Genomic DNA, 26,303 nt, shown 5'->3' on the forward strand with positions numbered 1-26,303 from the left:
CCCTCAACGTATCGAGTTGTCTTTGATGTTATTTGCCGCTGCCGGAAATCTGGTCCGTATCGCGGGTCAGGTAATAGGCGGCGAGGATCGGCAGGAGCGTGACGATCACCACCAGCATGGCGACCACATTGGTGACCGGGCGCTGGCGCGGGCGGATCAGTTCTTCGAGCATCCAGATCGGCAGCGTCGACTGCTGGCCGGCGGTGAAGGTCGTGACGATGACCTCGTCGAAGGACAGCGCGAAGGCGAGCATGCCGCCGGCGAGAAGAGCCGTCGCGATGTTCGGCAGCACCACGTAGCGGAAGGTCTGGAAGCCGTCGGCGCCGAGATCCATCGAGGCCTCGATCAGCGAGCCGGAGGTGCGCCGGAAACGGGCGACCGCGTTGTTGTAGACGACGACGACGCAGAAGGTGGCGTGGCCGAGGATGATCGTCCACATCGAAAACGGAATGTCGGCGAGCGAGAAGGCCGAGCGCAGCGCGATGCCGGTGATGATGCCGGGCAGGGCGATCGGCAGGATGACCAGCAGCGAGATCACTTCACGGCCGAAGAACTTGGTGCGCGAGACGGCGGCGGCGGCCAGCGTGCCGAGCAGCAGCGCAACGGCGGTGGCGATCGAGGCGACCTTGACCGAAAGCGCCAGCGCTTCCCACACGTCCGGCCGGTTCCAGGTCACGGCGAACCACTTGGTGGTGAAGCCCGGCGGCGGCCACTGGAAGCTCTTTTCCTCGGTGGTAAAGGCGTAGACGAAGATCAAGAGGATCGGCAGGTGCAGGAACAGAAGTCCGCCGGCGGCTGCGATCTTGAGGGGCCATCCGGCCGAGGATCGATCAGAGCGCATCGAAAGCCCCCATGCGTTTGGCAGCCCACAGATAAAGGCCCATGATGACGATCGGCACGACCGAGAAGGCGGCGGCGAGCGGTACGTTGCCGGCCGTTCCCTGCTGGGCATAGACCGCCTGGCCGATGAACAGGCGCGAGGAGCCGACGATCTGCGGGATGATGTAGTCGCCGAGCGTCAGCGAGAAGGTGAAGATCGAGCCGGCGATGAGGCCGGGCAGCGCCAGCGGCAGAAGCACATGGCGGAAGGTCTGGTTCGGCCGGGCGCCGAGATCGCCGGACGCCTCGATCAGGTTGCCGGGAACACGCTCGAGCGCTGCCTGGACCGGCAGGATCATGAACGGCAGCCAGACGTAAACGAACACCAGGAAAGTGCCGATATAGCTGATCGACAGCGAATTGCCGCCGATCACCGGGATCGCCAGGACGGCGTCGAGCAGCCAGGTCAGATGCAGCTTGTCGAAGGCCCAGGTGAGGATACCTTCCTTCGCAAGGATCAGCTTCCAGGCATAGACCTTGACGAGATAACTCGACCAGAGCGGCAGCATGACGCCCAAATAGAAGAAGGCTTTCCATTTGTCGGTGGCGTAACGGGCGGCATAATAGGCGATCGGGAAGGCAAGCACGGCGGAGGCGAGCGTGACGACCGCCGCCATCAGCACGGTGCGAAGAATGATGTCGAAATTGGCCGGGTTGAGCAGCTGCCCATAGGTGGCGAGCGTCGGCTCGTAGTTGATCATCCCGGAGAATTCGTCGATCGAAAAGAAGCTCTGCAGCAGCAGGGCGACCAGCGAACCGACATAGATGATGCCGAGCCACAGGAGCGGCGGGACCAGCATCAGCGCGAGCAGCAGGTTGGGGCGGCGCCAGAACAGGTCCGACAGGCGCCCCATGACGCCGCCGCGCCCCGGCAGGATCGATGTGGTGGCGACCTCGCTCATGCCGCGTCGTCCATGTAATGCAGGTCGGACGGCTGCCAGGAGAGCCCGGTCGCGGCGCCGATGTCCGGCACCGGCTGGCCCGCCGGCACCATGACTGACAGGACGATGTTGCCGGCTCCTACCGTGACGCGGGTGGCGGCGCCGAGGAAGCTGTGCGAGCGGACGGTCGCCGAAATGCCGCCGCTGGAGAGAAGGCGGATGGCCTCGGGGCGCAGGCTCGCCCATTTCGCCTCGCCGCCGAGCTTTTTCATGTCGGCGGGCGAAATCACATTGGAGGAGCCGACGAAATCGGCGACGAAGCGGGTCTTCGGATGGTTGTAGATTTCTTCCGGCGTGCCGGCCTGAACGATCTTGCCGTCGTTGAACACGGCGACACGGTCGGCCATGGACAGGGCCTCACCCTGGTCGTGGGTGACGAAGATGAAGGTGATGCCGAGCGAGCGCTGCAGGGTTTTCAGCTCTTCCTGCATCTGCTCGCGCAGCTTGAGGTCGAGCGCGCCGAGCGGTTCGTCGAGCAGCAGCACCTTCGGCTTGTTGACCAAAGCGCGGGCGAGCGCCACGCGCTGGCGCTGGCCGCCGGAGAGCTGGCTGGGTTTGCGTGCGCCATAGCCGGGCAGCTTGACGAGGTCGAGCGCCTGTTCGGCGAGCTGCAGCCGTTCGGACTTCTCCACGCCCTTGACCATCAGCCCGTAGGCGACGTTGTTGAGGATGTCGAGATGCGGAAACAGGGCGTAGTCCTGGAACACCGTGTTGACGTGGCGGCGATAGGGCGGCACGCCCTCGGCCGTTTCGCCGAAGATCTCGATATGGCCGGAGGTCGGCTGTTCGAAACCGGCGATCAGGCGCAGGCAGGTCGTCTTGCCGGAGCCGGACGGCCCGAGCATGGCGAAGAACTCGCCGGGCGCGATCTTCAGGTCGACGGCATCGACGGCTTTGACGGCGCCGAAATGGCGCGACACCTGCGTGAATTCAACGGCTGCGGTCATGGGTACTCCGATGGATGAAACGGCCCCTCATCCGCCTGCCGGCACCTTCTCCCCGCATGCGGGGAGAAGGCCGAACCTTTCGGCCTTGCGGATCTTTCAATTGCCGCGCGTTTGCTGCGACATTTCGGGATAAGTCCCCTCTCCCCGCCTGCGGGGAGAGGGTCAGGGTGAGGGGCAGAGAGCCCTCATATGCTTCGATCAGCGTCCGCCGATCACGCCGATGTAGTCCGACACCCAGCGGTGATACGGCACGCATTCGCCCTGGCTTTCGCACTTCGAGGTCGGCGTCTTCCAGAAGCTGATCTTCTCGAAGTTGTCGTAGCCGTTGGCGGCGCAGCCTTCGTCGGTCAGCAGTTCATTGCCCTTGCAGGCGGCCGGGACGGAGGGGACGGTGCCGAACCATGCGGAGACGTCGCCCTGGACCTTGGGCGAGAGCGAATGCTCCATCCACATATAGGCGCAGTTCGGGTGCTCGCTGTCGGCGTGCAGCATGGTGGTGTCGGCCCAGCCGGTCACCCCTTCTTCCGGGAAGGTGGAGGCGATCTTGGCGCCTTCGGCCTTCATCAGGTTGACCTGGAAGGGCCAGGAACCGGAGGCCACGACGCCTTCGTTCTTGAAGTCGTCGATCTGGATCATGGCGTCGTGCCAGTAGCGGCCGACCAGCGTGCGCTGGACGCGGAGCAAATCGAGGGCCGCCTTGTACTGGTCCTCGTTCAGCTCGTAGGGGTCCTTGATGCCGAGTTCCGGCTTGTGCTTCATCAGGTAGAGGGCTGCGTCGGCGACATAGATCGGGCCGTCATAGGCCTGGACGCGGCCCTTGTTGGACTTGCCGTCGGCGAGCGTCATTTCCTCGAAGACGACCTTCCAGCTGGTCGGCGCTTCCTTGAAGGCTTCGGTGTTGTACATCAGCACGTTCGGGCCCCAGACATAGGGCGTGCCGTAGTGGACGCCGTCCTTGGTGTGCCAGGGCGCGTTCTGCAGGCGCTCGTCGATGGTCTTCCAGGACGGGATGAGGTCGGTGTTGATCGGCTGGACGCGCTTGCCGGCGACGAGGCGGAGCGACGCGTCGCCCGAGGCGGTGACGAGGTCGAAGCCGCCTTCGTTCATCAGGGCGACCATTTCGTCCGAGGTCGCGGCGGTCTTGACGGTGACCTTGCAGCCGGTATCGGCCTCGAACTTGGTAACCCAGTCGTAATTCTTGTCGGTTTCGCCGCGCTCGATATAACCGGCCCAGGCGACGATGGAGAGCGCGCCTTCACCCTTGCCGAGTTCCTTCAGCGGTTCCTGGGCGACGGCATTGGTGGCGAAGCTGGCAACGGCAATGATTGCGGTGCAGGACTGCAATAACTTTTTCATAGCGATTTCTCCCGGTTGGGGGCCGCCTTGTCGCGGCGCTTGTTCCCGACGATGAAGGTGACGCGAAACCGCCGCATTCGCAAATTCATTTGTCAGAAAGTCGCTATCGGTTTTTCCGAATGGTCGACGGGGCGAGTGGCGGGTTTGGCATGTATAAGAGTGTGTGGTCTTTGTAGGGTATTTCCTTGGGGGGAGACAGGCTGGCAAATCAGTGAAATCACCTTAAATCTACCTGTCTGAGACGTCGGTTGAATCTGCCTAGTGAGGAACTCGTGGAGCGGAAAATTTGGAAGCGTAGCCTTAGCTCGTTCTCAGGCTTCCCATGTCCCAGGTGCCGAAAAAGCAATCTCAGCATGGTGGCAAAAGATTTCATCAGAGTGGTGCCGAAATATATGGCACAAGGCATCGAACAGGGTTTGGAAGGTGAATGGGAGCAGGGACGCTTTTCCGGTTTTCTGAAGTGCAATGCAACTTTTTGCGGGGAGCTAGTCGTCGTCGCGGGAGACTACTGGGAGCGAGAATTTCATCAATATGATGAGACTACACAGGAAGATGTAGCGTTTACGGATAGGACTTACTCGCCGCAGATAATGCATCCGCCGCCGCCTATAATTAATATTCCCCGGAAGTTGAGGGCTGAAGCAGTTAAGCAGATCAAGCTCTCGTTCGGACTTCTGTGGTCTGATCCGGGTGCCTGCGCAAACCGTCTGCGGATCGTCGTAGAATTGCTTCTCGATCAGCTCGGTATTGAGCGTGAAGGTGAGAAGGGTCGAAGGAAAAACGCTCGCTTGGACTTGTTCGACAGAATCGAAATCCTTGGAAAGTCAAAACCAGGACACGAAAAGGCGCTTAACGCGCTACGGTACGTAGGAAATGTCGGTAGCCATGAGGGTCAGGCCGATTTCGACGACGTTCTGGACTGCTACGAGTTGTTAGAGGATATTTTGGTTGAGTTGGTTGACGAACGACGGATGAAACTGGAAGCCAAGGCGGACGCTATCATTAGCCGCAGAGGCAAACCACCAATTCGAGGAAATTAGCTTCTTACCGTCCCCGCCCGCTTCTGAGCGCCTCGGCGATGCCGACGAAATCGCGGGCCGATTGGGGCAGGCTCGAGCCCTTGCGCCAGACCATGCCGACCTGGACGACCGGTAGGGCGCCGGAGACGTCGCGGCTTTCGATGCGGTCGCCTTCCAGCGACCACGGGCGATAGACGAGGTCGGGCAGGAGCGCCACGCCAGCGCCGGTCGCCACCAGGCTGCGCACCGCCTCCACCGAGCGGGTGCGGAAGGCGACGTGCGGGCGGGCGCCGAGCGCCGAGAGGAGCTTGCCGGTGTTTTCCTCGATTTCGTCGACGGTCAGCATGATCAGCGGTTCGCGGGCGATGTCGGCGATCGAGATGATGTCGGCGGAGACGAGCGGATGGCCCATGGGCAGCCACAGGCGGTAGGGCGAGGTTTCGAGGATCTCGGCCTGCAGCGCAAGGCGGTCGCGCAGGTTGGAAATGACCATGACGGCCACATCGAGTTCGCCGCCGATCAGCAGGTGCTCGAGATAGGAGCCGTTGTCCTCGATGGCCGAGACCTCGACGCCGGGGCAGGCGCGGCGATAGCGGGCGAGCAGGTCGGAGAGCACGTAGCCGGCGACCAGCGAGGTGACGCCGATATTGAGCGTGCCGCCGGTGTTCTCCTGCGTCTCGGAAAAGGCGTTGCGCGCGTCGGAGACGGTGCCCAGGATCTTCGTGGCATGGCGCAGGAACTGGTGTCCGTTATGGGTGATCGACAGGCCGCGCGGATGACGCTCGAACAGCTCGACGCCGAGATCGCCCTCAAGTTCCTTGATCGCCTCGGTGACCGAGGACTGCGAAATCGACAGGTTCTGCGCCGCCCGCGTCACGGAGCCCTGCTCGGCGACGGCGATGAAATACTGCAACTGGCGAAGCGTGAAGGCCATGGCGCCGTTAGAGCATGGGCGGCGGCGCAAGGGCAAGCGGCAGCAGTTTGCGGCTGGCCCAGACGCCCTTCGGCTTCATTTGTCGCAGGGCAGCTGTGCAAAGTTCCGACTTTGCAAATGACAAGAGACGTATACGATCGATTCGCCGCTTTCCCTGTGGCGCCCCCGTTTCCGCCCGTCCCAGGTCAGCCGGTTTCATGAAATCCACGCCGCTCGGCTACGCCTTCGCCATCATCGCCTTCACCATATTCTCGGTGCAGGACGCAGTGTCCAAGCATCTCGGCATGGCTTATCCGCCGGTGCTGGTGGCGATGTTCCGCTATTGGGCGTTTGCGGTCTTCGCCATCCTGTTCGCCATGCGCGCACGTGGCGGGCTGAGGGCGGCGGTCGCCACCAAGCGCCCGGTCCTGCAGATCGCCCGCGGCCTGCTGCTGGCCCTGCAGATTCCGATCGCCATCACCGCCTTCGCCAAGGTCGGGCTTGCCCAGTCGCAGGCGATCTTCGCCTCGGGGCCGCTGATCGTCGCGCTGCTGTCGGTGCCGATCCTCGGCGAGAAGGTCGGCTGGCGGCGCTGGACGGCGATCGGGGTCGGCCTGTGCGGCGTTCTGCTGATCCTGTCGCCGAGCGGCGACCAGTTCAGCCCGCTGGTGATCTTGCCGATCTCGACTGCCGTGATCGGCGCGTTCTACGGATTGATGACGCGGCTGGTCAGCCGCGTGGACGGGCCGATGACGAGCTTCTTCTATATCGGCACGGTCGGTGCGGTGGCACTCTCGATTGCCGGTCCATTCTTCTGGACCGAGATTTCGCCGGCCGACTGGAAATGGATGATCCTGCTCTGCTGCACCGGCATCGCCGGTCACTATCTGCTGATCAAGGCCTATGACAATCTCGACGCCGTGGCGGTCCAGCCGATCACCTATCTGCAGCTCGTGCTGGCCTCGGGCATTGCCGTCCTGGTCTTCGGCGAGGTGCTGCGGGCCAATATGGTGATCGGCGCGGCGATCGTCGTCGGCGCCGGCCTGTTCACCGTCTGGCGGGAGAACGTGCTGGCAAGGCGCAATGCGGCGGTTCAGCCGGAAAAATGAGCGCAGAGACCGTTCGGAAACGCAGCGCCAGCCATGCCTTCACGCCGAGTCGGCGATCTTGCGTAGTTCGGTCAGCCCGACGGGTGCGACCGAGCGGAAATCCAGGCCGTAGACGCGGCTGGCGAAATCGCGTTTCACCCGCTCGATCTGGGCGGCCTCGCCCTTGATCCGGGCGCGTAGCAAAGGGTCGCGCGTGCCGGTGATCGCCATCGACTTGTTGACCACCCAGCCATAGGGCTCGATCCTGGCGCGGCGCAGATCCTCCTGCAGCGCTCCGGCTTCGGAGACCGGCGTCGTTTCCGGCAGGGTGACGAGCAGGACGCGCGTATAGGTCGGATCCTGCAGGCGCATCAGCGGAGTCACCATGCGGCCGGGGGCGTTTTCGTCGAGATGCCGCGTCATCTGGCGGTGATAGGCGCCGGTCGCGTCGAGCAGCAGCAGGGTATGGCCGGTCGGCGCCGTGTCGATGACGACGAAGCTGCTGCGTGCCTCGCCGACGACGCGGGAAAAGGCGTGAAAGACGGCGACCTCCTCGGTGCAGGGGGAGGCCAGATCCTCGCGCAGCAGGGCCTTGCCGTCCGCGTCGAGGTCGCGGCCCTTGGTCGTCATGATCTTGTCGATATACCGCGCGGTTTCCGCCTCCGGATCGATGCGGTCGACAGTCAGGCCCGGCATGGCGTCCGAGCCGACGACGAAGGACAAGTGGGCCGCCGGATCCGTGGTCGTCAGGTGCACGGAATGGCCGCGCGCGGCAAGCCCGACCGCCACGGCGGCGGCGATCGTCGTCTTGCCGACGCCGCCCTTGCCCATCACCATCACCAGGCCCTTGCCGCCCGCGGCGATATCGTCGACCAGCGCCGAAAGGCGCGGCAGGTCGGTGATGGCGGGCAGGTCGCCAGCGCCGGAACCGGTGAGATCGTCATTCGGGGCGAAGAGGGCGCGCAGGGCTTCGAGCCCGACCATGTCGAAGGATTTCAGCGGCACCTCGTCGCGCGGCAGGGACGCGAGCGAGGCGGGCAGTTCGGCGAGTGCTGCCGTTTGCTCCGCGGCGAAGGCGGCCGCGACCGTGTCGTTCGGGTCGGAGGGCGTGAAGCGGCCGTTGACCGCGAGCATCTGGTTGGAGAGGCCGAGTTCGGCCAGCTCTCCCGCCGTGCGCGCCGCCTCGCGGATCGCGCCCCGCTCTGCGCGGGTCACCAGCACGATGGTGGTGCGGGCCGGGTCTCCCAGGCAGTCGAGAGCCTCGCGGAAGCGATCTTCCTGCATCTTCAGGCCCGAATGCGGTCCAAGGCAGGAGGCGCCGCGCTCGTTGGCCTCGAGGAAACCGGTCCAGGCCTTGGGCAGGCTGAGGAGCCTGAGCGTGTGGCCGGTCGGCGCTGTGTCGAAGATGATGTGGTCGAATTGCGGATTTTCGTCGGCGAGCAGGCCGACGAACTCGTCGAAGGCGGCGATCTCGGTGGTGCAGGCGCCGGACAGCTGTTCGCGCACGGTCGCCTTGTCCTTGTCGGTGGCGGCCGGCCCCATCTGGTCGAGCACACGGACGCGGTAGTCCTCGGCCGCCGTCTCCGGGTCGATGTTCATGGCGAAGAGGCCGGACACGCCCGGCACAGGAGTCGGATCGCTGCCGAGCGCCACGCCAAGCATCTCGTCGAGATTGGAGGCCGGGTCGGTGCTGACCAGCAGAACCTTCAGTCCCTTGTCGGCCAGCGTGATCGCGGTGGCGCAACTGATCGAGGTCTTGCCGACGCCGCCCTTTCCGGTGAAAAACAGGTGGCGGTTCGGCTTCGTCAGCAGCGTCATGGATGTCATCGGGCTTGGTCCTCGTTCAGGCGTGACGTTCACGCTAGACGATTGCCAAAGGGAGCGACTTGACTCAAGGCAATTCCGGCGCGGCTAAGCGTCGATCTCCGGCTGAGGCTGCCTGCGCAGGTCCCGCGACTTCCATACGGTGCGCAGGAAGGCGAGAATGAACATCGCAGTCATCAGCAGGACGATGGTCGGCGCCGGTGCGCTGTCGATCAGGAAGCTGAGATAGATGCCGAGCACGGTTGCTGTGACCGCGACGACGACGGCGGCCACCAGCATGGTCTGGAATCGGCGGGTGATCAGGAAGGCAATCGCGCCGGGCGCAACCAGCATGGCGACCGAGAGGATGATGCCGACCGCCTTCAGTGCGCCGACGACGGTCAGCGACAGGACGGCCAGCAGGCCGTAGTGCAGAAGGCGTACCGGCAGGCCGATGGCGCGGGCGTGCTGCGGATCGAAGGCATGGGCCAGGAGATCCTTGCGCAGGATCACCAGGAAGGCGGTTGCGGAAAGGGCGATCAGGCCGGTCTCGACGAGATCGGAGGGCAGGATGCCGAGCATGTCCCCGAACAGGATATGGTCGAGATGGACGTCGGATTCGACCTTGACGAAGAGTATGATGCCGAGGCCGAACATGCCGGAGAAGACGATGCCGAGCACCGTGTCTTCCTTGATCCGGCTGTTCTCCTTCACATAACCGGTGGCGAGCGCGCAGATCATGCCGGCGACGAAGGCACCGACGGCGAGTGGCAGGCCGACCATGTAGGCGATGACGACGCCGGGCAGCACGGCATGGGACACCGCATCGCCCATCAGCGACCAGCCCTTGAGCACCAGGAAGCAGGAGAGCAGCGCCATCGGAACGGCGATCATCAGGGTCACCGCGAAGGCCGACTGCATGAAGGGCAGCTGGAACGGCAGAAGCAGAAGCTCGAAGGTCTCGTTGTTCATGGCGTCGGCTCCAGGGCTTCGGCCGCGCGCCGGCGGGCGGCGATGAGGCCGTGCTTCGGCGCGAAGACGAAGGCGAGCAGGAAGAGTGCGGTCTGCAGCACGACGATGACGCCGCCCGTGGCCCCGTCGAGGAAATAGCTCGCATAGGCGCCGGTGAAGCTCGTTCCAGCGCCGATCAGGAAGGCGAGCACGATCAGCCGCTGGAAGCGGTCGGTGAGGAGATAGGCGGTGGCGCCTGGCGTCACGACCATGGCGACGACGAGGAAGGCGCCGACCGTCTGGAGGGCGGCGACCGTCGAACCCGCCAGCAGGGTGAAGAAGACGATTTTCAGGAGGTCGGGGCGCAGGCCGATCGATCGGGCATGGTTCTCGTCGAAGAAGGCGACCATGAAGTCCTTCCACTTGGCCGTCAGCACCACGAGGCTGACGCCGCCGATCAGGACGAGCTGCAGCGTGTCGGCCGGGGTGATGGCGAGAATGTTGCCGAGCACGATGGTCTGGATGTTCACCGACACCGGCGAGAGCGAGACCATGAACAGGCCGAGACCGAAGAAGGAGGTGAAGATCAGGCCGATGATCGCGTCTTCCTTGAGCCGCGTGCGCTGGTTGAGGAAGAGCATGGCGGCGGCGGCAAGCCCGCCGGAGATGAAGGCGCCGAAGGCAAAGGGCAAGCCGAGCATGTAGGCGCCGGCGACGCCCGGGACGATGGCATGCGAGAGGGCGTCGCCGATCAGCGACCAGCCCTTCAGCATCAGATAGGCGGAGAGGAAACCGCAGACCCCGCCGACCAGCGCGCTCACCAGGATGGCGTTGCGCATGTAGTCATAGGTGAAAGGCTCAAGCAGAAGGCTTGTCATCGGCTTTTCCCGTCTGCGGCTTGCCGTAGATGACGAAAGGACGTTCGTCGTCGGTGATGACCTTCAACTGGCGCGCATCGGCGTCGTCATGCAGGTCGGCGCCGCCGAGAACGAAGTGGCGCAAGGCCCCGCCGAAGGCGGTCTTCAGGTTGTCCTCGGTGAAGGTTTCCTCGGTCGGGCCGGACGCGATCACCGTGCCCTTGACGAAGATGGTGCGGTCGCAGAATTCCGGCACGCTGCCGAGATTGTGGGTCGAGACCAGCATGACGCGCCCTTCGGCGCGCAGGTCCCGCATCAATGCGACGATCTGCTCCTCGGTGTTGACGTCGACGCCGGTGAAGGGTTCGTCGAGCAGGATCACCTGTCCTTCCTGGGCAAGTGCCCGGGCGAGGAAGACGCGCTTGCGCTGGCCGCCGGAAAGCTCGCCGATCTGGCGCTTGCGGAAATCGCTCATTCCGACCCGCGCCAGCGCATCGGCGACCATCTTGTGGTCGGTGCGCGAGGGGATGCGGAAGAAGTTCATGTGGCCGTAGCGGCCCATCATCACCACGTCCTCGACCAGGACCGGAAAGTCCCAATCGACCTCCTCGGCCTGGGGCACATAGGCGATGAGGTTCTGGCGCTGGGCCTGGCGCACGCTCATGCCGAGCACGCTGATTTCGCCCGCGGCGAGCGGAACGAAACCCATGATGGCCTTGAACAGGGTCGACTTGCCGGCGCCGTTGACGCCGACGAGCGCGGTGATCGTGCCTTTCGGGATGGAGAAGCTTGCGGCTTTGAGCGCCGTCAGGCCGTTGCGGTAGGTGACCGTCACGTTCTTGGCGGTCAGGCCCTCGGGCAGTGTTCTGGTGCTGGGTCCCATGATCATCGGGCGAGCCCCTCCGCGATGGTCGAGACGGTGACCTTCAGCAGGTCGAGATAGGTCGGAACCGGGCCGCCTTCCTCGCTCAGCGAGTCGACATAGAGAACGCCGCCATAGGCAGCCCCGGTCTCCTCAGCCACCTGGCGGGCAGGCTTGTCGGAGATCGTGCTCTCGGAGAAGATCACGGCGATCCGGTTTTCGCGTATGGCGTCGATTACGGCGCGCACCTGCTGAGGCGTGCCCTGCGCATCGGCATTGACCGGCCAAAGGAAGAGTTCCTTCAGGCCCAGATCACGGGCGAGATAGGAGAAGGCGCCCTCGCTGGTCACCAGCCAGCGCTTTTCGGCCGGCAGGGCGGCGATCTTAGCCTTCATCGGCTCGATCTCGGCGCGGATCTGGTCGGAATAGGCCTTGGCGTTCGCAGCATAGGCCTCGGCATGGTCGGGATCGACTTCGGCCAGCGCCTTGCGAATGTTCTCCACATAGATCAGCGCATTGTCCGGCGACATCCAGGCATGCGGGTTGGGCTTGCCGTCATAGCCGCCGCCGGAAATGCTGATCGGCTGGACGCCGTCGCTGATGACGGCGGCCGGCACCGAGCCGAGATTGGCGAGGAATTTTTCGAACCAGCGTTCCAGGTTGAGGCCGTTCCACAGCACGAGGTCGGCATCGCGTGCCTTCAGGATGTCGCGCGGGGTCGGCTGGTAGTTGTGGATCTCGGCACCCGGCTTGGTGATGCTGTCGACTTCGGCCATGTCGCCCGCGACGTTTCGGGCAATGTCGGCGATCACGGTGAAGGTGGTGATGACCTTCGGCTTTTCCGCAGCGGCAAGCGGGAGCGGCAGCAGGATGAGGGCGGCAGCGAGAAAGCCGGCGATGCGGGGCAGCATGAAAACTCCTGGGGCTTCTTGCGAATAATTCTCATTAAAAGCTAAGGTGGAAAATCCGATTGTCAATGCTTTTTGCGAATGGCTCGCAAAAAGACGAAAAAATCGGAGGTTCTGACGGCAGGCCGGGCGACGTGCAGAGGATTGTCGCGAGCGGATTAAACCTTCATCAAGACCGTTGTGGCAAGTATCGACGTCAGTATTGCGTGTTGCGGCGGGGCGGGATTGATGTCGGAGTTCATGGCGTGAAGGGTCTTTTCAGCAAGATCCGGATCTCTCGCAAGATCGTCCTCGCCTTTGGCGGCGTGCTTGTCCTGTGCGGTGCGACCGGTGCCGCGGCCGTGTTCATCGGCGCCGACGTCATCCTCGGTCCGTCCTATGCGGACCTGAACGGCCTCGAATGCACCGAGGTCCAGACCGTCACGATCAAGAAGAAGGACCGTTTCTGGGTCCGGAAATACATCACCACCGATGACCCCGGCGACGGCATGACGCGCGTCAAGACCGCACTTCGCGTGGCGCGAACCCTCTATGAGCGTGAGAAGCCGGATCTGGTGCAGGTGGTCGTGCTCGACAAGAACGGGCCGACCGACCGTTCGGCGATGCGTGGCCGCGCCGTCGGCGCCGACGTCGTCTACATTGCCGATCCGAGCCGCGTGCCGGAGGAGGCGAACGGCCAGGTGTTCACCGCGCGCTATGTCGACAAGCTCGCGAATGCCGAAGGGTTGTTCTACGGCGAGAAGATCGCCCTTCCCGAGGCGGAGATCGAGAAACTGGTCGCCCGGCTGGACGACAAGACCGATTGCATCAAGCCCGAAGTGGTCATTCCCGAGGGGCACGGGGCGCCTGCCGAGCACGGTGCGCCGGCCGGCCATGGAGAGGTTGCGCCCGCCGAGGGTCATGGAGAGGCCGCGCCTGCCGAGGGCCACGGAGCGGAAGCACCCGCCGCGGAGCATGGCGCGGAAGCCGCAACCGATGCGCATGGCGCCGCAGCGCCCGAGCAGGGTCCTGCGGAAAGCAAGGGCTGGCTCGATTCGGTCACCGGAATGGTGTTCGGCTCGGATGAGAAAGCGCCGGCCGAAGATGGCCACGGTGCTGATGCCGGAACCGGCGAGGCGTTGCCCGCCGATGGTCACGACGCCGCTCCGGCGGACCATGCGGTCGCTCCGGCCGATGGCCACGCGGAAGCGCCCGCCGACGAACCGGCGAGCGCCCATGACGCGGCCCCTGCGGATGCCCATCCTGCTGCGCCGGTTGAAACCGACGTGCATGGCGCGGATGCGGGCCATGCCGCCGAAGCGGCTCCCGCCCACCAAATGCCGGTTGGCGAAGGCGGGCAGGACGAAGCTGTGGCCCATGCAGCCGAGGCTGACGCTCATGCCAAGGCGGTCGAACCGGCCGAGAGCGGCGGCTGGTTCTCGTCGCTGAAGGGCATGGTGCTTGGCAGCGATGAAGAATCGCCCGCGCCTGCGACGCCGGACGGCACTGCTGCCGGCCACGACGCCGCTCCGGCCAAAACGGAAGAGGCAGCGGCACCGGCGGCGCATGACCCCGCACCGACCGAAGACGCCGCGGCTGCGGAACACGAAGCTGCACCCGAGCCTGCTGCGGAAGGCAAGGCGAAATCCGCCGGCGCCGCATGGCTGGAGAAACTGAGGTCGCAACCGCTCGAAGGCGTGACGGCCGCACCGGGAGCAGGCGAGATGCCGGCCGAGGATTCCGACATCCTGCCGCCGAAGGCAAGCGCCAAGGCCGATGCCGAAAAGCACGCCGAAGCGACCCACTGAGGCGTGCCCTGGCCGAGAGCCGGCATCGAGGCCGGTATTCCGGCAAATGCCCGACACGGGGCTGACATTGCGATCGGTCGGACCAGCCCGGCATACGGTCTTGCCGCTCCGGGCGTCATTCGCTAGTCTGGACCTGTCGAAAAGGACCCAGGACGGCAATGGTAAGCCCGTTCTCTTCCCATGGAAGGCTCCGTACCGCCCCTTCGGCGGACCCGCGGCAAGCAACCGGCGCGAAGACCGGCGGCTTGACGCGTGCCTGAACTTGTTCGCGTCCTGACGCCGGCTGCCGCGCCTCCAACCCTGGAGAACGCACATGCCCATCATCCTTGCGAATACCGCCATCGTTACGCAGATCAATGTCTTTACGGTTCCGCCAGGCGGGCAGGACGCGATGGTCGCCTTTCTCGTCGAGGCGGCGAGGGTGGCTCGCGAGGAGCCTGGCTGGATTTCGGCCAGTCTTCACCGATGTCTCGATGGCACACGGGTCGTCAACTACGCCCAGACGGAGAGTATGGACGCAGCCCGGCGGGTCATCGACCGACTGAATGCCAGGGGACTGATCGCGGAGAACAAGAAATACGGCGTGGCAAACCCCGGCCTCTACGAAGTCGTCTTCACCCTCGAACGGTAGGCCGGCTCCCGGCGCCCACGGCTGCACCGTGCCAGCGACCTGTCGCCGTCGGGGCGGTCGATTCCGCCCCGGTCCCTGCCGGCCCCACAGGCCGGCAGTCGCGCATAACTCTTTGCAGTTTCTCATAGTTCTTTGCCCTCCTCGCCGTGTTGGCGCGAAAGTCACGGATCGCTATGACAGGTGCATGCGATTGCCGGAGGTTGCCGTGCGCCTTGTCCTTGCCTTGTCGAGCCTGTTTCTGACGTCCGCTACCATGGCCTGCGCGCAGGACCCGTTTGCCGGCAATCCGCGCGGCAGGCTCGATGTCCGCATCGAACTTTCCGGCAGGAATCGCGTCGATCTTCCCAACGGTGTGGAATGGGCGGCCATCGAGGCGCGGCGGACGCTGGAAATCGCGTTTGCCGTCGTCGATGTCGGCAATGACGGTTTACCCATCGTCTCCGCGAGCAAGGCCGACGCCGCACTGCCGCCGGCGATGGAGGATCTGAAGGCGAAGATCGATGCCTGCGGCGAAGACCAGCAATGCCTGGCCCGGACGATGATGGAATTCGCCAAGACGGGCAGTGGCAATCCCTTCCTGCAGATGACCGGCCAGCAGCCCGGCCGCTACGGCAATTTCGCCGCCGATCGCGCCGGCACCTGCGCGTCTGGCACGCTGGTGGTCGAGGACGTGCTGAGCGGCGTCAATATCTCGCCGCCGGAGCCGGCCCGCGCCTACCGTTTCACCCGCAATGGCAGCCTAACGCTGCCCAAGGACGATTTCGGCCTGATGGACGCCGTCTGTGCCGTCGAACTCACCCTCGACCGGCAGACGGGCCATATGAGCCTGCGGCTTTCCGCCGCCAAGCTCGCGGTTCCGGTGACGCTGGGACCTGGAGCGTTCACCGACGAGAGGGCGGTGCCGCTCATCGAGGGCAAGCAGGTCATCGAACTCTTCGATCAGCCCGCCGGGCGGGACGGCGCCTGGACCGGCGTCGCCGAGGTCGCGGCCGCAGGCTCGGCCTCGCACAATTCCGGCCAAGTCGCAGCGCCTCTGGAGGCGCGCGTGACGTGGTCATTTTCCGAGGAGTGAGCAGGCGGTGATCGGCACCCTTGCCCTGTCCTTCGGCCAGCGCGAGGTCGTCCTGGTTCCGGCGCCAGAAACAACAAAGGCAACCCGCGAGGGTTGCCTTTGTTTGTCTTGTCCCTTTGTTGCGCCGCTCAGTCGCCCTTGTGGCGGCGGGCCGGGAAGAGGATGACGTCGCGGATCGACGGCGCGTTGGTCAGCACCATGATCAGGCGGTCGACGCCGACGCCGAGGCCTCCGGCGGGCGGCATGCCCTGGTCCATGGCATCGAGGAAGTCCTCGTCGAGGGCCTTTTCCTTTTCGCCGCGGGCATGGGCCTGTGTCAGTTGCTCGACCATGCGGGTGCGCTGCTCTTCCGGATCGTTGAGTTCGGAGAAGGCATTCCCGAGTTCCCAGCCGTTGACATAGGTCTCGAAGCGCTCGACCAGGCGCGGCTCGCCCGGCACTTCCTTGGCAAAGGGCGAGATGTCCTTCGGGAAGTGGATGACGTGGGCCGGCTGGATGAGGTCGCCCTCGACGGTTTCCTCGAAGACGAAGGCGAGGCATTCGCCCCAGGTGGAATCCTTCTCGACCTCGAAGCCGGCATGGCGGGCGGCGGCGCGCGCCTCCTCGTCGGTCTTGATGGCGAGGAAGTCGATGCCGGTCTTTTCCTTGACGGCGCCGGGCATGGAAATGCGGCGGAACGGGCCCTTGAAGGACAAAACCTTGTCGCCATAGGGCACTTCCGTGGTGCCGTGGATGGTCATTGCCAGTTCCGAGAACATGCGCTCGACGAGGTCCATGATGTCCTCGTAGTCGGCATAGGCCCAGTAGCACTCCATCATGGTGAATTCCGGATTGTGCCGGGTGGAGACGCCTTCGTTGCGGAAGTTGCGGTTGATCTCGAAGACCTTGTCCGACAGGCCGGAAACCAGCGTGCGCTTGAGATAGAGTTCCGGCGCGATGCGCAGGAACATGTCCATCTTCAGCGTATTGTGGTGGGTCTTGAAGGGCTCGGCCGTGGCGCCGCCATAGATCGTCTGCAGCATGGGGGTCTCGACTTCCATGAAGCCGTCGTTTTCCATGAAGCGACGCACGCCCGAGATGATCTTCGAGCGCTGCTGGAAGCGCAGCTTGGATTCCTCGTTGGTCAAAAGGTCGAGGTGGCGCTTGCGGTAGCGCGTCTCGATGTCGGCGAGGCCGTGATATTTTTCCGGCATCGGCAGCAGCGACTTGGTGAGCATGGTGATCTCATGCGCATTGATCGTCAGCTCGCCGCGCTTGGTGCGGCGCACCGCACCGGTCACGCCGATGATGTCGCCGAGGTCGATCATCGGCAGAAGCGCACGGGCTTCCTCCGGCGTCGTGTCCTTGTGGGAGAAGATCTGGATCTTGCCCGAGGCGTCATGGATGTCCATGAACATGCCGGAATTGCGCGACGAGTAGACACGGCCGGCGACAGTGACGATATCGCCGGATTCGGTGTCGAGCTCCAGGTCGGCATATTTCTCGGCAAGCTCCGCATTGGTGATGGTGCGGTGGAAATGCGCCGGATACACGTCGCCGATCTGCTGGCGCAGGAGGGCGAGCTTCTGGGCGCGGACTTCGGTCACGTCGGAGGAGAGGGCGGGTGCTGCGGTCTTCTGTTCGGTCATCGTGTCGTTCCTGTGGCGGCCTCTGGCCTCTGCCGTATGTCTTTGCCCCTCACCCTGCCCCTCCTCGCAAGCGGGAAGAGGGGGCTGCCTGCGGCGCCGCTTGTGGCCTTCTCCCCGCTCGCGGGGAGAAGGTGCCGGCAGGCGGATGAGGGGCACTATCTCAAGTCAGTTCTGGGCACCCACCATGGCGGTCAGCACCTGGCTTGCAACCTTCAGGCGCTGGCGCACGACCGAACGGCCGAGCAGCGCCATCGAATCGAACAGCGGCAGCGAGCGCGCCGAGCCGGACATGGCGACGAAGAGCGGCGGGGTGACCACGCGCAGCTTCTTGCCGAGGCGGTCGGCGATGTCGCGCAGTTCCTGCTCGATCGTTTCGACATTCCATTCGAGGATCTTCTCGAGATCGAAGGCCACCGTGTTGACGATTTCCAGCGTTTCGGCCGGCGAGGTCTTGAGACCGGCAAACGAGGCGGGCGTCAGGCCGACGTCGCTGGCAAGCAGGAAGCCGGAAAGCTGCGGCAGTTCGCCGAGCTTGGAAATGCGGCTCTGGGCCAGCTTCAGGCCTTCCGTCAGGCGATCGTTCTCCGAGGCCCAGCCGAAGACGCGGGACAGGAAGTCGTCAGACGACAGCTTCTCGCGGATCCAGCGGCCGTTCAGCCAGTCGAGCTTCTGCACGTCGAAGATCGCGCCGGCCTTGTTGAGGTGGTCGGGGTCGAACTTCTCCGCCAGCTCATCCATGGTCAGCAGTTCCTCGCCTTCGGCGATCTGGATGAAGAACAGGCCGAGGAAGTTCATCAGGGCTTCCGGCAGGTAGCCGAGGGCCGAGTAGTAGGAGATCGAGGTCGGGTTCTTGCGCTTCGACAGCTTGGACTTGTCGGCATTGCGCATCAGCGACAGGTGCATGAACTTCGGCGGCTCGAGGCCGAGATATTTGTAGATCAGGATGTGCTTCGGCACCGAGGCCAGCCACTCCTCGCCACGCGCGACGTGGGTGATCTTCATCAGATGGTCGTCGACGACATTGGCCATGTGATAGGTCGGCATGCCGTCGGCCTTCAGGAGGACCTGCATGTCGACGCTTTCCCACGGAATGGACACGTCGCCATAGACGCCGTCGTGGAAATCGCAGGAGCCTTCGGTCGGAATCTTCAGGCGCACGACCGACGGTTCGCCGGATTCCATGCGTTCGGTGACTTCCTCGGCCTTGAGGTTGAGGCAGTGGCCGTCATAGCCCGGCGGCAGGCCCTTGGCGCGCTGGGCGTCGCGCATCATTTCCAGGCGCTCGGGCGTGCAGAAGCAGCGGAAGGCATGGCCGTCACGCACCATCTGCTCGACGAAGGGACGGTATATGTCCTTGCGCTCGGACTGGCGGTAGGGGCCGTAGGGGCCGCCGACATCGGGGCCTTCCGACCAGCTCAGGCCGGTCCATTTCAGCGCATCCAGCACCTTCTGCTCGAACTCGGCCGTGGAGCGCGTCGCATCGGTGTCCTCGATGCGCAGAATGAACTCGCCGCCGTGTTTCTTGGCGAAGAGATAATTGAACAGCGCGATATAGGCGGTGCCGACATGGGGTTCGCCGGTCGGGGAGGGTGCGATGCGGACGCGGACGCCGGAAGTGCTCATGGAATCTTGCTCGTAGTGACGTGCGGGGTGATCGAGCGGTGGCCGCAGGATCAGCGAAAAAATGGAAAACAATCGGGCGGAAAGACGAGAAAAGGCCTTATAAACACGCCCATGCCGTCAATTCCGTCGGTTGGCCTTAGGCCATATTCAGCCGCAGGCGTCAAGGAAAACTGCAGGTGCGCGCGGCATGGCAGCCGTGTTCCAACGCAAGTTTTAGGAAATCGCGGGGCTCGGGAACCAAAGCATGGCACCGTCGTTTTGTGAACAGAGCGCAGGTCGTGCCAACCGGACGCGACGGGAAAAGGGGAATACGGAGATTTTTCCGGTTTCTCTCCGTAGCCAACGAAACGGCAGACGAGCCTCTTACCCGTTCGGCCCGCGCTCGTTCCTAGTCTCCCGCCCCGAGGAAAGCCTGCATCCCGCCGATGCAGGCTTTTCCTTTTTGGTGCCCAGGGATAGACGATCCGACCGCTGATACGAAAGCAGGCCCGGCTTTTAAGCGGGCCTGTCCTTGTGTCGACGCTCGGGGTCTTCCTACTGAACGGGCCAGACGAGCAGCAGCATCGGGATCGACACCACGATGATGATGATCGACAGCGGCAGGCCGAGACGCGGATAGTCGCTGAAGCGATAGCCGCCGGGACCCATGACCAGCGTGTTGCACTGGTGGCCGATCGGGGTGAGGAAGTCCGAGCCGGCGCCGATGGCGACCGCCATCAGGAAGGCGTCCGGCTTGTAGCCGAGACCGGCGGCGAAGCTGGCGGCGATCGGTGCCATGACCAGCACGGTAGCGGCGTTGTTGAGGAACGGTGTGACCGCCATGGCCGTGACGAGGATCAGGGTCAGCGCGCCATAGGCGGGCAGTCCGTCCGCGGCCGTGCCGAGCCAGCCGGCGATCACTTCGCTTGCCCCTGTGGTGCGCAGCGTGTCGCTGACCGGGATAAGGGCGGCGAGCATGACGAGGATCGGACCGTCCACCGCGCGGTAGATCTCGCTGAGCGGGATGACTTTCAGGATGACCATGGCCAGCGCTGCGGCGAAGAAGGCGACGGGTACCGGGGCAAGGCCGAGTGCCGTGGCGCCCATGGCGGCGACGAGGATCGCCAGCGGCACCATCGCGCTGCGGCTGGTGCCGAGCAGGATCTCGCGTTCGGCAAGCGGCAGGCAGCCGAGTTCGAGCAGCAGGCCGGGCAGGGCCTGGCGCTGGCCCTGCAGCACCACGACATCGCCGGAGCGCAGCGTCAGTTGGCCTAGACGTTCGCGGATGCGCTTGCCCTTGCGGCTAACGGCGAGGAGATTGACTCCATACGTGTTGTAGAGCGAGAGCTCGCGGGCGGACAGGCCGATGAGGGCGGAGTCGCGGCTGATGACTGCCTCGATCGCGGCGATCTCGCCGCTGGCCTTCGTCTCGCTTTTTCCGATCGGTTTGCCGGACAGCAAAAGCTTGGCCTGGGAGACGATGCGGTCGAGGGGTTCGGATGTGCCCTCCAGCAGGACCGCGTCGTTTTCCTTCAGCACGATGTCGGGGAATGGCGAGATGCGGGTGTGGCCGCGCAGGATCGCCGTGGCGATGACTTCGCCCGGCGCGATCGCCAGGAGCTGGTTGAGAGACTTGCCGAGGAAGGGCGACTGCTTGCCGACGGTCGCCTCCGTGGAGAAGGTCGAGCTTTCCAGCGCTTCCTGGAGGGAGGGGGTCTGGTTCTCGCGCTTTGGCACCAGCCAGTAGAAGAACATCAGGAAAATTGTGCCGGCAAGGGCGAGCGTCGCACCGACCGGGGTGAAGTCGAACATGGAGAAGGCTTCGCCGGTAATCTCGGCGCGCAGGCGCGACACGACGATGTTCGGCGAGGTGCCGATCTGCGTCATCAGGCCGCCGAGCAGGGCGCCAAAGGCCATCGGCATCAAGAAAGCGGAGACCGGCGTGCCGGAGCGCCGGGCAAACTGGAAGGCGACCGGCATCATGATCGCCAGCGCGCCGATGTTCTTGATGAAGGCCGACAGGATCGTCACCGTCACGACCAGAAGCAGCATCTGGCCGCGGATCGAGGTGAGCGAGGGGAAGAATTTCTTGATGGCGAAGTCGACGATACCGGACCGCGCCACGCCGGCGCTGACCACAAGGGCGCTGCCGACGATGATGACGATGTCGTCGCTGAAGCCGGAGAAGGCCTCTGCGGCGGGAACCAGACCCAGGGCCACGGCGACAATCAGGGTAACGCAGGCGACCACGTCATAGCGCAGACGGTCCCAGAGAAAGGCGACCATCATCGCACCGATGACAGCGAAGGCAAGGATTTGCTCGGTGGTCATGGGACTCCGGATGTGTTGTGTCGAGGAGATATAGAGGGCAGGCGGTCGCTATCAATGCCGCCGCATTGGCTTTGTTCCTGGCGCGAGAGCATTGCGCCAAAAATGGAGGCCCGCGACGCGGTCGCGGGCCTCTCTTATGTGTCCCTGTCGGCGAAGGTCGCCGGCTCAGTGCAGCTTGGTCTTCGATACCTTCTCGGCCTGTCGTTTGCGCCGTGCGAACATGTTCAATACCTCGACGAGGCCGGAGAAGGCCATGGCGGCGTAGACGTAGCCCTTCGGCACATGGAAGCCCATGCCGTCAGCGATCAGGGTCATGCCGATCATCAGCAGGAAGCCGAGCGCCAGCATGACGATGGTCGGGTTCTTCTCAATGAAGTTGGCCAGCGGAGTCGCTGCGATGAGCATGACGGCCACGGCGATGACCACGGCGGCGATCATGATCGGCAGGTGGTCGGTCATGCCGACGGCGGTGATGATGCTGTCGACCGAGAAGACCAGGTCAAGCAGCAGGATCTGGCCGATGGCGGCGGTCATCGTTCCCGATTTCGAAGAAGCGATGAAATCTTCGTCGTGGTCGACCGGATCGACGCTGTGGTGGATTTCCTTGGTCGCCTTCCAGACGAGGAACAGGCCGCCGGCGATCAGGATCAGGTCCTTCCACGAGAACCCGTGGCCGAAGGCTTCGAACAGTGGTGTGGTCAGCTTGACGATATAGGCGACGGTGCCGAGCAGGGCGAGGCGCATGATGAGCGCCAGGCCGATGCCGATGCGCCGTGCTCTTTCACGCTGTTCTGCCGGGAGCTTGTTGGTCAGGATGGAAATGAAGACGAGGTTGTCGATGCCGAGGACGACTTCCATCACCACGAGGGTGATGAGGGCGATCCAGGCGGCGGGATCCTGAAGGAGGAGGAGGATTTCCTGCATGAGCTCTTTCCGGTTTGCATTGGCGGTCGCTGCAACAAATGGAGCAAGGCCCTCGCAAGGGCAAGGGCCGGCGCAAAGAGCGGGTCAAAAAGATTGTCCTTACGGCCTCAGCCCGGCTTCGAGCAGGATTGCGTCCCGTAGGCGCACAGGAATACCCGCACGGCGCTTTCGACCACCCGGTCGATCTCCTCGCGCGTCGGGTCGCGCCGCATCTCGCCGAACAGGCGCTGCTTGAAATAGGTGCCGGTGGAGAGATCGATGAACTGGCGGGCGGCGAGATCGGGATCCTCGGTCTTCAGCGCACCCTCTTCGATCTGCCGGCGGATGAAGTCCTCCAAAACGCTGCGGGCATTGGCCGGGGCATTGGACAGGAAGCGATGGCAAAGGCCGGGCATGCGGTCGACGACGCCGAGCACGATCCGCATCGCCGGGATCATGTCGGTGGAGACGATTTGGTTGATGAAGACGGTGGCAAAGCGGCGCAGGCCCTGTTCGGCATCCTTGCTCTCGGCGAGGATGTCGCGCAGCGCTTCGGTGAAACGGCCCTTTTCCCGCTCGATCAGGGCGGCGAACAGGTCTTCCTTGCTCTGGAAGTAGACGTAGATCGTGCCTTTCGAGACGCCGGCCTCGCGGGTCACGTCGTTCATGCTGGCCGCGTCGAAGCCCATCTTCATGAAGACTTGTTTGGCGCCGTCGAGAATCTGGCCGCGCTTGACCGGGTCCGCACCGGCCGGAAAGCGGTTGGGAACGACAGGGTAGGGGAAGTCGGTCGCGGCGATCTCCTCGACCTTTTTAGGCTTGCGGGTCATGGACTATCCGAAAATTAACTGCATCCCGTCAGATAGGAAACGTACTGACTTTCTGGCTCTTGATATGTGATAGAAAAGCCTTTATGTCAATCGAACCGAACGGTTCAGTCCGATTTCCTTTTTCGCCAACAAATGGTTTGATCATGTCAGGATCCTCAAGGACGGGTGCCGTCCGCTCTGTCGCTGCCATCGACGCGCAGTCAGCCGAAAACGGCTCTGCCGTTCTGGAGGCGCGTCCCGGCGTGACGGCGGAACGGCAGGCTGCCCCGGCCGCCGCCGCAGAACAGATTGCGCCCAAGAAGCGCCGCAGCCTGGTGCTGCCGGTGATCCTGGCCGCGCTCTTCGCCGGCGCCGCCTGGTACGGCTACGGCTGGTGGACCGAAGGACGCTTCATGGTCTCGACCGAAGACGCCTATATCGAGGGCGACATCGCGATCATCTCGCCCAAGGTCTCCGGTTATGTGAAGGCGGTCGAGGTGACGAACAACCAGCGCGTGAAGGCCGGCGATCCGCTGGTGACGCTGGATGACGGCGACTACCGGATCGCCGCCGAGCAGGCCCAGGCACAGATCGCCGTCGAGCGCCTGACGCTCGCGCGGATCGACGCCCAGATCAAGGGCGGGGATGCCTCTCTGGCCCAGGCCATGGCACAGAAGCAGTCGGCCCAGGCGACGCTCAGCCTTGCCGAGCTTTCGCTCAAGCGCGTCAGCGACCTGCAGCAGCAGAAGGTGGTTTCGACCGCCGATCTCGACAGCGCCAGGACCCAGCTCGAGCAGGCCAAGGCAAGCATTGCCGCCGCCGACGCCAATATTGCTGCCGCTGACGCCAGCATTGCCGTGCTGAAGGCGCAGCGCGCGGAAGCCGATGCCGGCATGCGCTCGGCCGAGCTGTCGCTGGAAAAGGCGGAGCGCGATCTCGCCTTCACGGTGCTCAAGGCCCCCTATGAGGGCATTGTCGGCAACCTTTCGGTCCAGACGGGCGATCTCGTTTCGGTCGGCAAGCGCCTCGCCGCGCTGGTTCCGGTCCAGGAACTCTATATCGAGGCCAACTTCAAGGAGACCCAGATCGCCAGGCTGGTTCCCGGCTCCAAGGTCGCGATCCATGTCGATGCCTATGGCGACCAGGCGATCGAGGGCACAGTGACGTCGATCGCCCCGGCTTCGGGTTCGGTCTTCTCCATGCTGCCGGCGGAAAACGCCACGGGCAATTTCACCAAGGTCGTGCAGCGGGTTCCCGTTCGCATCGAGATTCCGCAGGACGTGCTTGATTCGGGCCATCTGCGTGCGGGCTTGAGCGTCGTGGTCGATGTCGACACGCGCACGGCGCCGGAAGGTGCCGCGCCGGTGGCCAAGTAACGCGGATCGCAGGGGGCCCGAGACAATGGCGGCAGCGGGAACGACAGGGGCAGGTGCCGTGGCGCTGCCGGTTGCCGACGAGCGCATGGATCCGAAGCGTGTCATCGCCTTTTTCGCGATGGTCTTCGGCATGTTCATGTCGATCCTCGACATCCAGATCGTCTCGGCCTCGCTGGCCGAGATCCAGGCCGGTCTCGGCGCCGGCTCCGATGAGATCGCCTGGGTGCAGACCTCCTATCTGATCGCCGAGGTCATCATGATTCCGCTGTCGGGAGCACTGGCGCGCATCCTGTCGACCCGCATCCTGTTTTCCTTCTCCGCCGCCGGCTTCACCCTTGCCAGCGCACTTGCCGCGACCGCGACCAATATCGACCAGATGATCGTCTACCGGGCGATCCAGGGTTTCATCGGCGGTGGCATGATCCCGTCGGTGTTCGCTGCCGCCTTCACCATCTTCCCGCCGTCCAAGCGCAACATCGTGTCGCCGATCATCGGTCTGGTCGCGACGCTCGCGCCGACCATCGGCCCGACCATCGGCGGCTACATCAGCCATGCCATGTCCTGGCACTGGCTGTTCCTCGTCAACGTCGTGCCCGGCATCATCGTCACGGCGGTGACCTTCGGTCTGATCGACTTCGACAAGCCGGACTTCAAGCTATTGAAGAAGTTCGACTGGTGGGGCCTGTTCTGGATGGCGCTCTTCCTCGGCACGATGGAATTCGTGCTGGAGGAGGGCAACAACAAGGACTGGTTCAACGACGAACACATTGTCATGGGCACCGTGGCCATGGTGACGGGTGGGTTCTTCTTCTTCCACCGGGTATTCAGGGTCGACTTCCCGGTTGTCGACCTCAGGGCGTTTTCCAACGCCAACTTCGCCTTCGGCTCGCTGTTCTCCTTCGTCATGGGGGTGGGTCTCTACGGGCTCACCTATCTCTACCCGGTCTATCTCGGCCGCATCCGCGGCTATGACTCGATGATGATCGGCGAGACCATGTTCGTCTCGGGCGCGGCGATGTTCCTCACCGCGCCGGTGGCGGGTGCGCTTTCGAGCAAGCTCGACCCGCGGGTGATGATGATGATCGGTTTCGCCGGCTTCGCTGCCGGCACCTACACCATGACCTACATGACGGCCGACTGGGACTTCTACGAGCTGCTGCTGCCGCAGATCCTCCGCGGCTGCTCGCTGATGCTGTGCATGGTGCCGATCAACAACATCGCGCTCGGTACGCTGCCGCCGGACCGCATGAAGAACGCCTCGGGCCTGTTCAATCTGACGCGCAATCTCGGCGGCGCCGTCGGGCTCGCCATCATCAACACCATGCTGACCCAGCGTTCGGACGAGCATTATGCCCGTCTGTCGGAGCATGCCGACTGGGGCAATCGCGCCGCCCTCGACTGGCTGGCCAGCGTCGGCGCCAATTACGATTCCTACGGCCTCGACGGCACTGCGGTTGCGATCAAGAAGCTCTCCGGCGTGATCACCCAGCAGTCCACGCTGCTGTCGTTCATCGACGTCTTCATGGGACTGACCGCCTTGTTCTTCTTGCTGGTCTTCCTGACGCTTCTGATCAAGAAGCCAAGTGCGCCCGCGCCGGCAGGCTCCGGCCACTGATCCGGGCCCTCCGGACCCTCTTTCG

At 64.0% G+C, this 26,303-nt stretch carries 22 protein-coding genes; 7 read left to right on the forward strand and 15 right to left on the reverse strand.

Annotation, left to right across the window (positions count from 1 at the left end):
* Nucleotides 1-28 precede the first annotated feature (28 nt).
* From AC07Y0_RS01875 to AC07Y0_RS01890, 4 genes are all read right to left on the reverse strand, one after another.
* Nucleotides 29-841, reverse strand: a complete 813-nt coding sequence (locus AC07Y0_RS01875; RefSeq protein WP_498673990.1) for an ABC transporter permease — start codon at nucleotides 839-841, stop codon at nucleotides 29-31.
* A complete protein-coding gene (locus AC07Y0_RS01880; RefSeq protein ID WP_498673995.1) occupies nucleotides 831-1,781 on the reverse strand; it encodes an ABC transporter permease in 951 nt (316 codons plus the stop codon). The genes AC07Y0_RS01875 and AC07Y0_RS01880 overlap by 11 nt, the downstream gene beginning before the upstream one ends.
* Complete coding sequence (locus AC07Y0_RS01885; RefSeq protein ID WP_498673999.1) at nucleotides 1,778-2,767, reverse strand: ABC transporter ATP-binding protein; 990 nt, start codon at nucleotides 2,765-2,767, stop codon at nucleotides 1,778-1,780. Before AC07Y0_RS01885 ends, AC07Y0_RS01880 begins: the two co-directional genes overlap by 4 nt.
* Nucleotides 2,768-2,965: 198 nt before the next feature.
* Nucleotides 2,966-4,123 carry an ABC transporter substrate-binding protein gene (locus AC07Y0_RS01890; RefSeq protein WP_454747045.1) on the reverse strand — a complete coding sequence of 386 codons (1,158 nt, stop codon included), beginning with the start codon at nucleotides 4,121-4,123 and terminating at the stop codon, nucleotides 2,966-2,968.
* A gap of 272 nt (nucleotides 4,124-4,395) precedes the next feature.
* Here AC07Y0_RS01890 and AC07Y0_RS01895 point away from each other — a divergent pair, with 272 nt between their 5' ends.
* Nucleotides 4,396-5,163 carry a DUF4145 domain-containing protein gene (locus AC07Y0_RS01895; RefSeq protein WP_498674003.1) on the forward strand — a complete coding sequence of 256 codons (768 nt, stop codon included), beginning with the start codon at nucleotides 4,396-4,398 and terminating at the stop codon, nucleotides 5,161-5,163.
* A 4-nt stretch (nucleotides 5,164-5,167) separates the two neighbouring features.
* Here AC07Y0_RS01895 and AC07Y0_RS01900 read toward each other — a convergent pair whose 3' ends face one another.
* A complete protein-coding gene (locus AC07Y0_RS01900) occupies nucleotides 5,168-6,076 on the reverse strand; it encodes a LysR family transcriptional regulator (protein WP_498674004.1) in 909 nt (302 codons plus the stop codon).
* Between the two features lie 197 nt (nucleotides 6,077-6,273).
* On the opposite strand from AC07Y0_RS01900, the gene AC07Y0_RS01905 reads away from it, so the two are divergent.
* Complete coding sequence (locus AC07Y0_RS01905) at nucleotides 6,274-7,164, forward strand: DMT family transporter (protein ID WP_498674005.1); 891 nt, start codon at nucleotides 6,274-6,276, stop codon at nucleotides 7,162-7,164.
* Nucleotides 7,165-7,203: 39 nt separating this feature from the next.
* Here AC07Y0_RS01905 and arsA read toward each other — a convergent pair whose 3' ends face one another.
* The 5 genes from arsA to AC07Y0_RS01930 form a co-directional block, all read right to left on the reverse strand.
* Nucleotides 7,204-8,970, reverse strand: a complete 1,767-nt coding sequence (gene arsA, locus AC07Y0_RS01910) for an arsenical pump-driving ATPase (RefSeq protein ID WP_498674007.1) — start codon at nucleotides 8,968-8,970, stop codon at nucleotides 7,204-7,206.
* An 84-nt stretch (nucleotides 8,971-9,054) separates the two neighbouring features.
* Complete coding sequence (locus AC07Y0_RS01915) at nucleotides 9,055-9,918, reverse strand: metal ABC transporter permease (protein WP_498674009.1); 864 nt, start codon at nucleotides 9,916-9,918, stop codon at nucleotides 9,055-9,057.
* Nucleotides 9,915-10,775: a metal ABC transporter permease gene (locus AC07Y0_RS01920; protein WP_498674010.1), complete on the reverse strand. Its 861-nt coding sequence runs from the start codon at nucleotides 10,773-10,775 to the stop codon at nucleotides 9,915-9,917. The genes AC07Y0_RS01915 and AC07Y0_RS01920 overlap by 4 nt, the downstream gene beginning before the upstream one ends.
* Nucleotides 10,756-11,643, reverse strand: coding sequence for a manganese/iron ABC transporter ATP-binding protein (locus AC07Y0_RS01925; protein WP_498674012.1), 888 nt, complete (start codon nucleotides 11,641-11,643; stop codon nucleotides 10,756-10,758). Before AC07Y0_RS01925 ends, AC07Y0_RS01920 begins: the two co-directional genes overlap by 20 nt.
* Entirely contained in the window at nucleotides 11,640-12,527 is an 888-nt protein-coding gene (locus AC07Y0_RS01930) for a metal ABC transporter substrate-binding protein (protein ID WP_498674013.1), read from the reverse strand. Before AC07Y0_RS01930 ends, AC07Y0_RS01925 begins: the two co-directional genes overlap by 4 nt.
* A 242-nt stretch (nucleotides 12,528-12,769) precedes the next feature.
* Between AC07Y0_RS01930 and AC07Y0_RS01935 the strand changes: the two genes are divergently transcribed.
* From AC07Y0_RS01935 to AC07Y0_RS01945, 3 genes are all read left to right on the forward strand, one after another.
* Complete coding sequence (locus AC07Y0_RS01935) at nucleotides 12,770-14,311, forward strand: hypothetical protein (RefSeq protein WP_498674015.1); 1,542 nt, start codon at nucleotides 12,770-12,772, stop codon at nucleotides 14,309-14,311.
* Nucleotides 14,312-14,624: 313 nt separating this feature from the next.
* Nucleotides 14,625-14,942: an antibiotic biosynthesis monooxygenase family protein gene (locus AC07Y0_RS01940; protein ID WP_498674016.1), complete on the forward strand. Its 318-nt coding sequence runs from the start codon at nucleotides 14,625-14,627 to the stop codon at nucleotides 14,940-14,942.
* A 205-nt stretch (nucleotides 14,943-15,147) separates the two neighbouring features.
* Nucleotides 15,148-16,014: a hypothetical protein gene (locus tag AC07Y0_RS01945; protein WP_498674018.1), complete on the forward strand. Its 867-nt coding sequence runs from the start codon at nucleotides 15,148-15,150 to the stop codon at nucleotides 16,012-16,014.
* Nucleotides 16,015-16,142: 128 nt separating this feature from the next.
* On the opposite strand, the gene lysS is transcribed toward AC07Y0_RS01945, so the two are convergent.
* From lysS to AC07Y0_RS01970, 5 genes are all read right to left on the reverse strand, one after another.
* Nucleotides 16,143-17,642: a lysine--tRNA ligase gene (lysS, locus tag AC07Y0_RS01950; RefSeq protein WP_498674020.1), complete on the reverse strand. Its 1,500-nt coding sequence runs from the start codon at nucleotides 17,640-17,642 to the stop codon at nucleotides 16,143-16,145.
* Nucleotides 17,643-17,807: 165 nt separating this feature from the next.
* Nucleotides 17,808-19,265 (reverse strand): glutamate--tRNA ligase, encoded by a 1,458-nt coding sequence (gene gltX / locus AC07Y0_RS01955; protein ID WP_498674022.1) that lies wholly within the window; start codon nucleotides 19,263-19,265, stop codon nucleotides 17,808-17,810.
* A 534-nt stretch (nucleotides 19,266-19,799) separates the two neighbouring features.
* Nucleotides 19,800-21,575 (reverse strand): SLC13 family permease, encoded by a 1,776-nt coding sequence (locus AC07Y0_RS01960; protein ID WP_498674024.1) that lies wholly within the window; start codon nucleotides 21,573-21,575, stop codon nucleotides 19,800-19,802.
* Between the two features lie 165 nt (nucleotides 21,576-21,740).
* Nucleotides 21,741-22,499, reverse strand: a complete 759-nt coding sequence (locus AC07Y0_RS01965) for a TerC family protein (protein WP_498674026.1) — start codon at nucleotides 22,497-22,499, stop codon at nucleotides 21,741-21,743.
* A gap of 107 nt (nucleotides 22,500-22,606) precedes the next feature.
* Nucleotides 22,607-23,308, reverse strand: a complete 702-nt coding sequence (locus tag AC07Y0_RS01970; protein ID WP_498674029.1) for a TetR/AcrR family transcriptional regulator — start codon at nucleotides 23,306-23,308, stop codon at nucleotides 22,607-22,609.
* A 143-nt stretch (nucleotides 23,309-23,451) separates the two neighbouring features.
* Here AC07Y0_RS01970 and AC07Y0_RS01975 point away from each other — a divergent pair, with 143 nt between their 5' ends.
* Together AC07Y0_RS01975 and AC07Y0_RS01980 are read left to right on the forward strand one after the other, a co-directional pair.
* Nucleotides 23,452-24,663, forward strand: a complete 1,212-nt coding sequence (locus tag AC07Y0_RS01975) for an HlyD family secretion protein (RefSeq protein ID WP_498674032.1) — start codon at nucleotides 23,452-23,454, stop codon at nucleotides 24,661-24,663.
* Nucleotides 24,664-24,688: 25 nt separating this feature from the next.
* Nucleotides 24,689-26,278 carry a DHA2 family efflux MFS transporter permease subunit gene (locus AC07Y0_RS01980; protein WP_498674034.1) on the forward strand — a complete coding sequence of 530 codons (1,590 nt, stop codon included), beginning with the start codon at nucleotides 24,689-24,691 and terminating at the stop codon, nucleotides 26,276-26,278.
* Nucleotides 26,279-26,303: the final 25 nt, after the last annotated feature.

Source organism: Allorhizobium sp. GW101-3B10 (assembly GCF_059424725.1).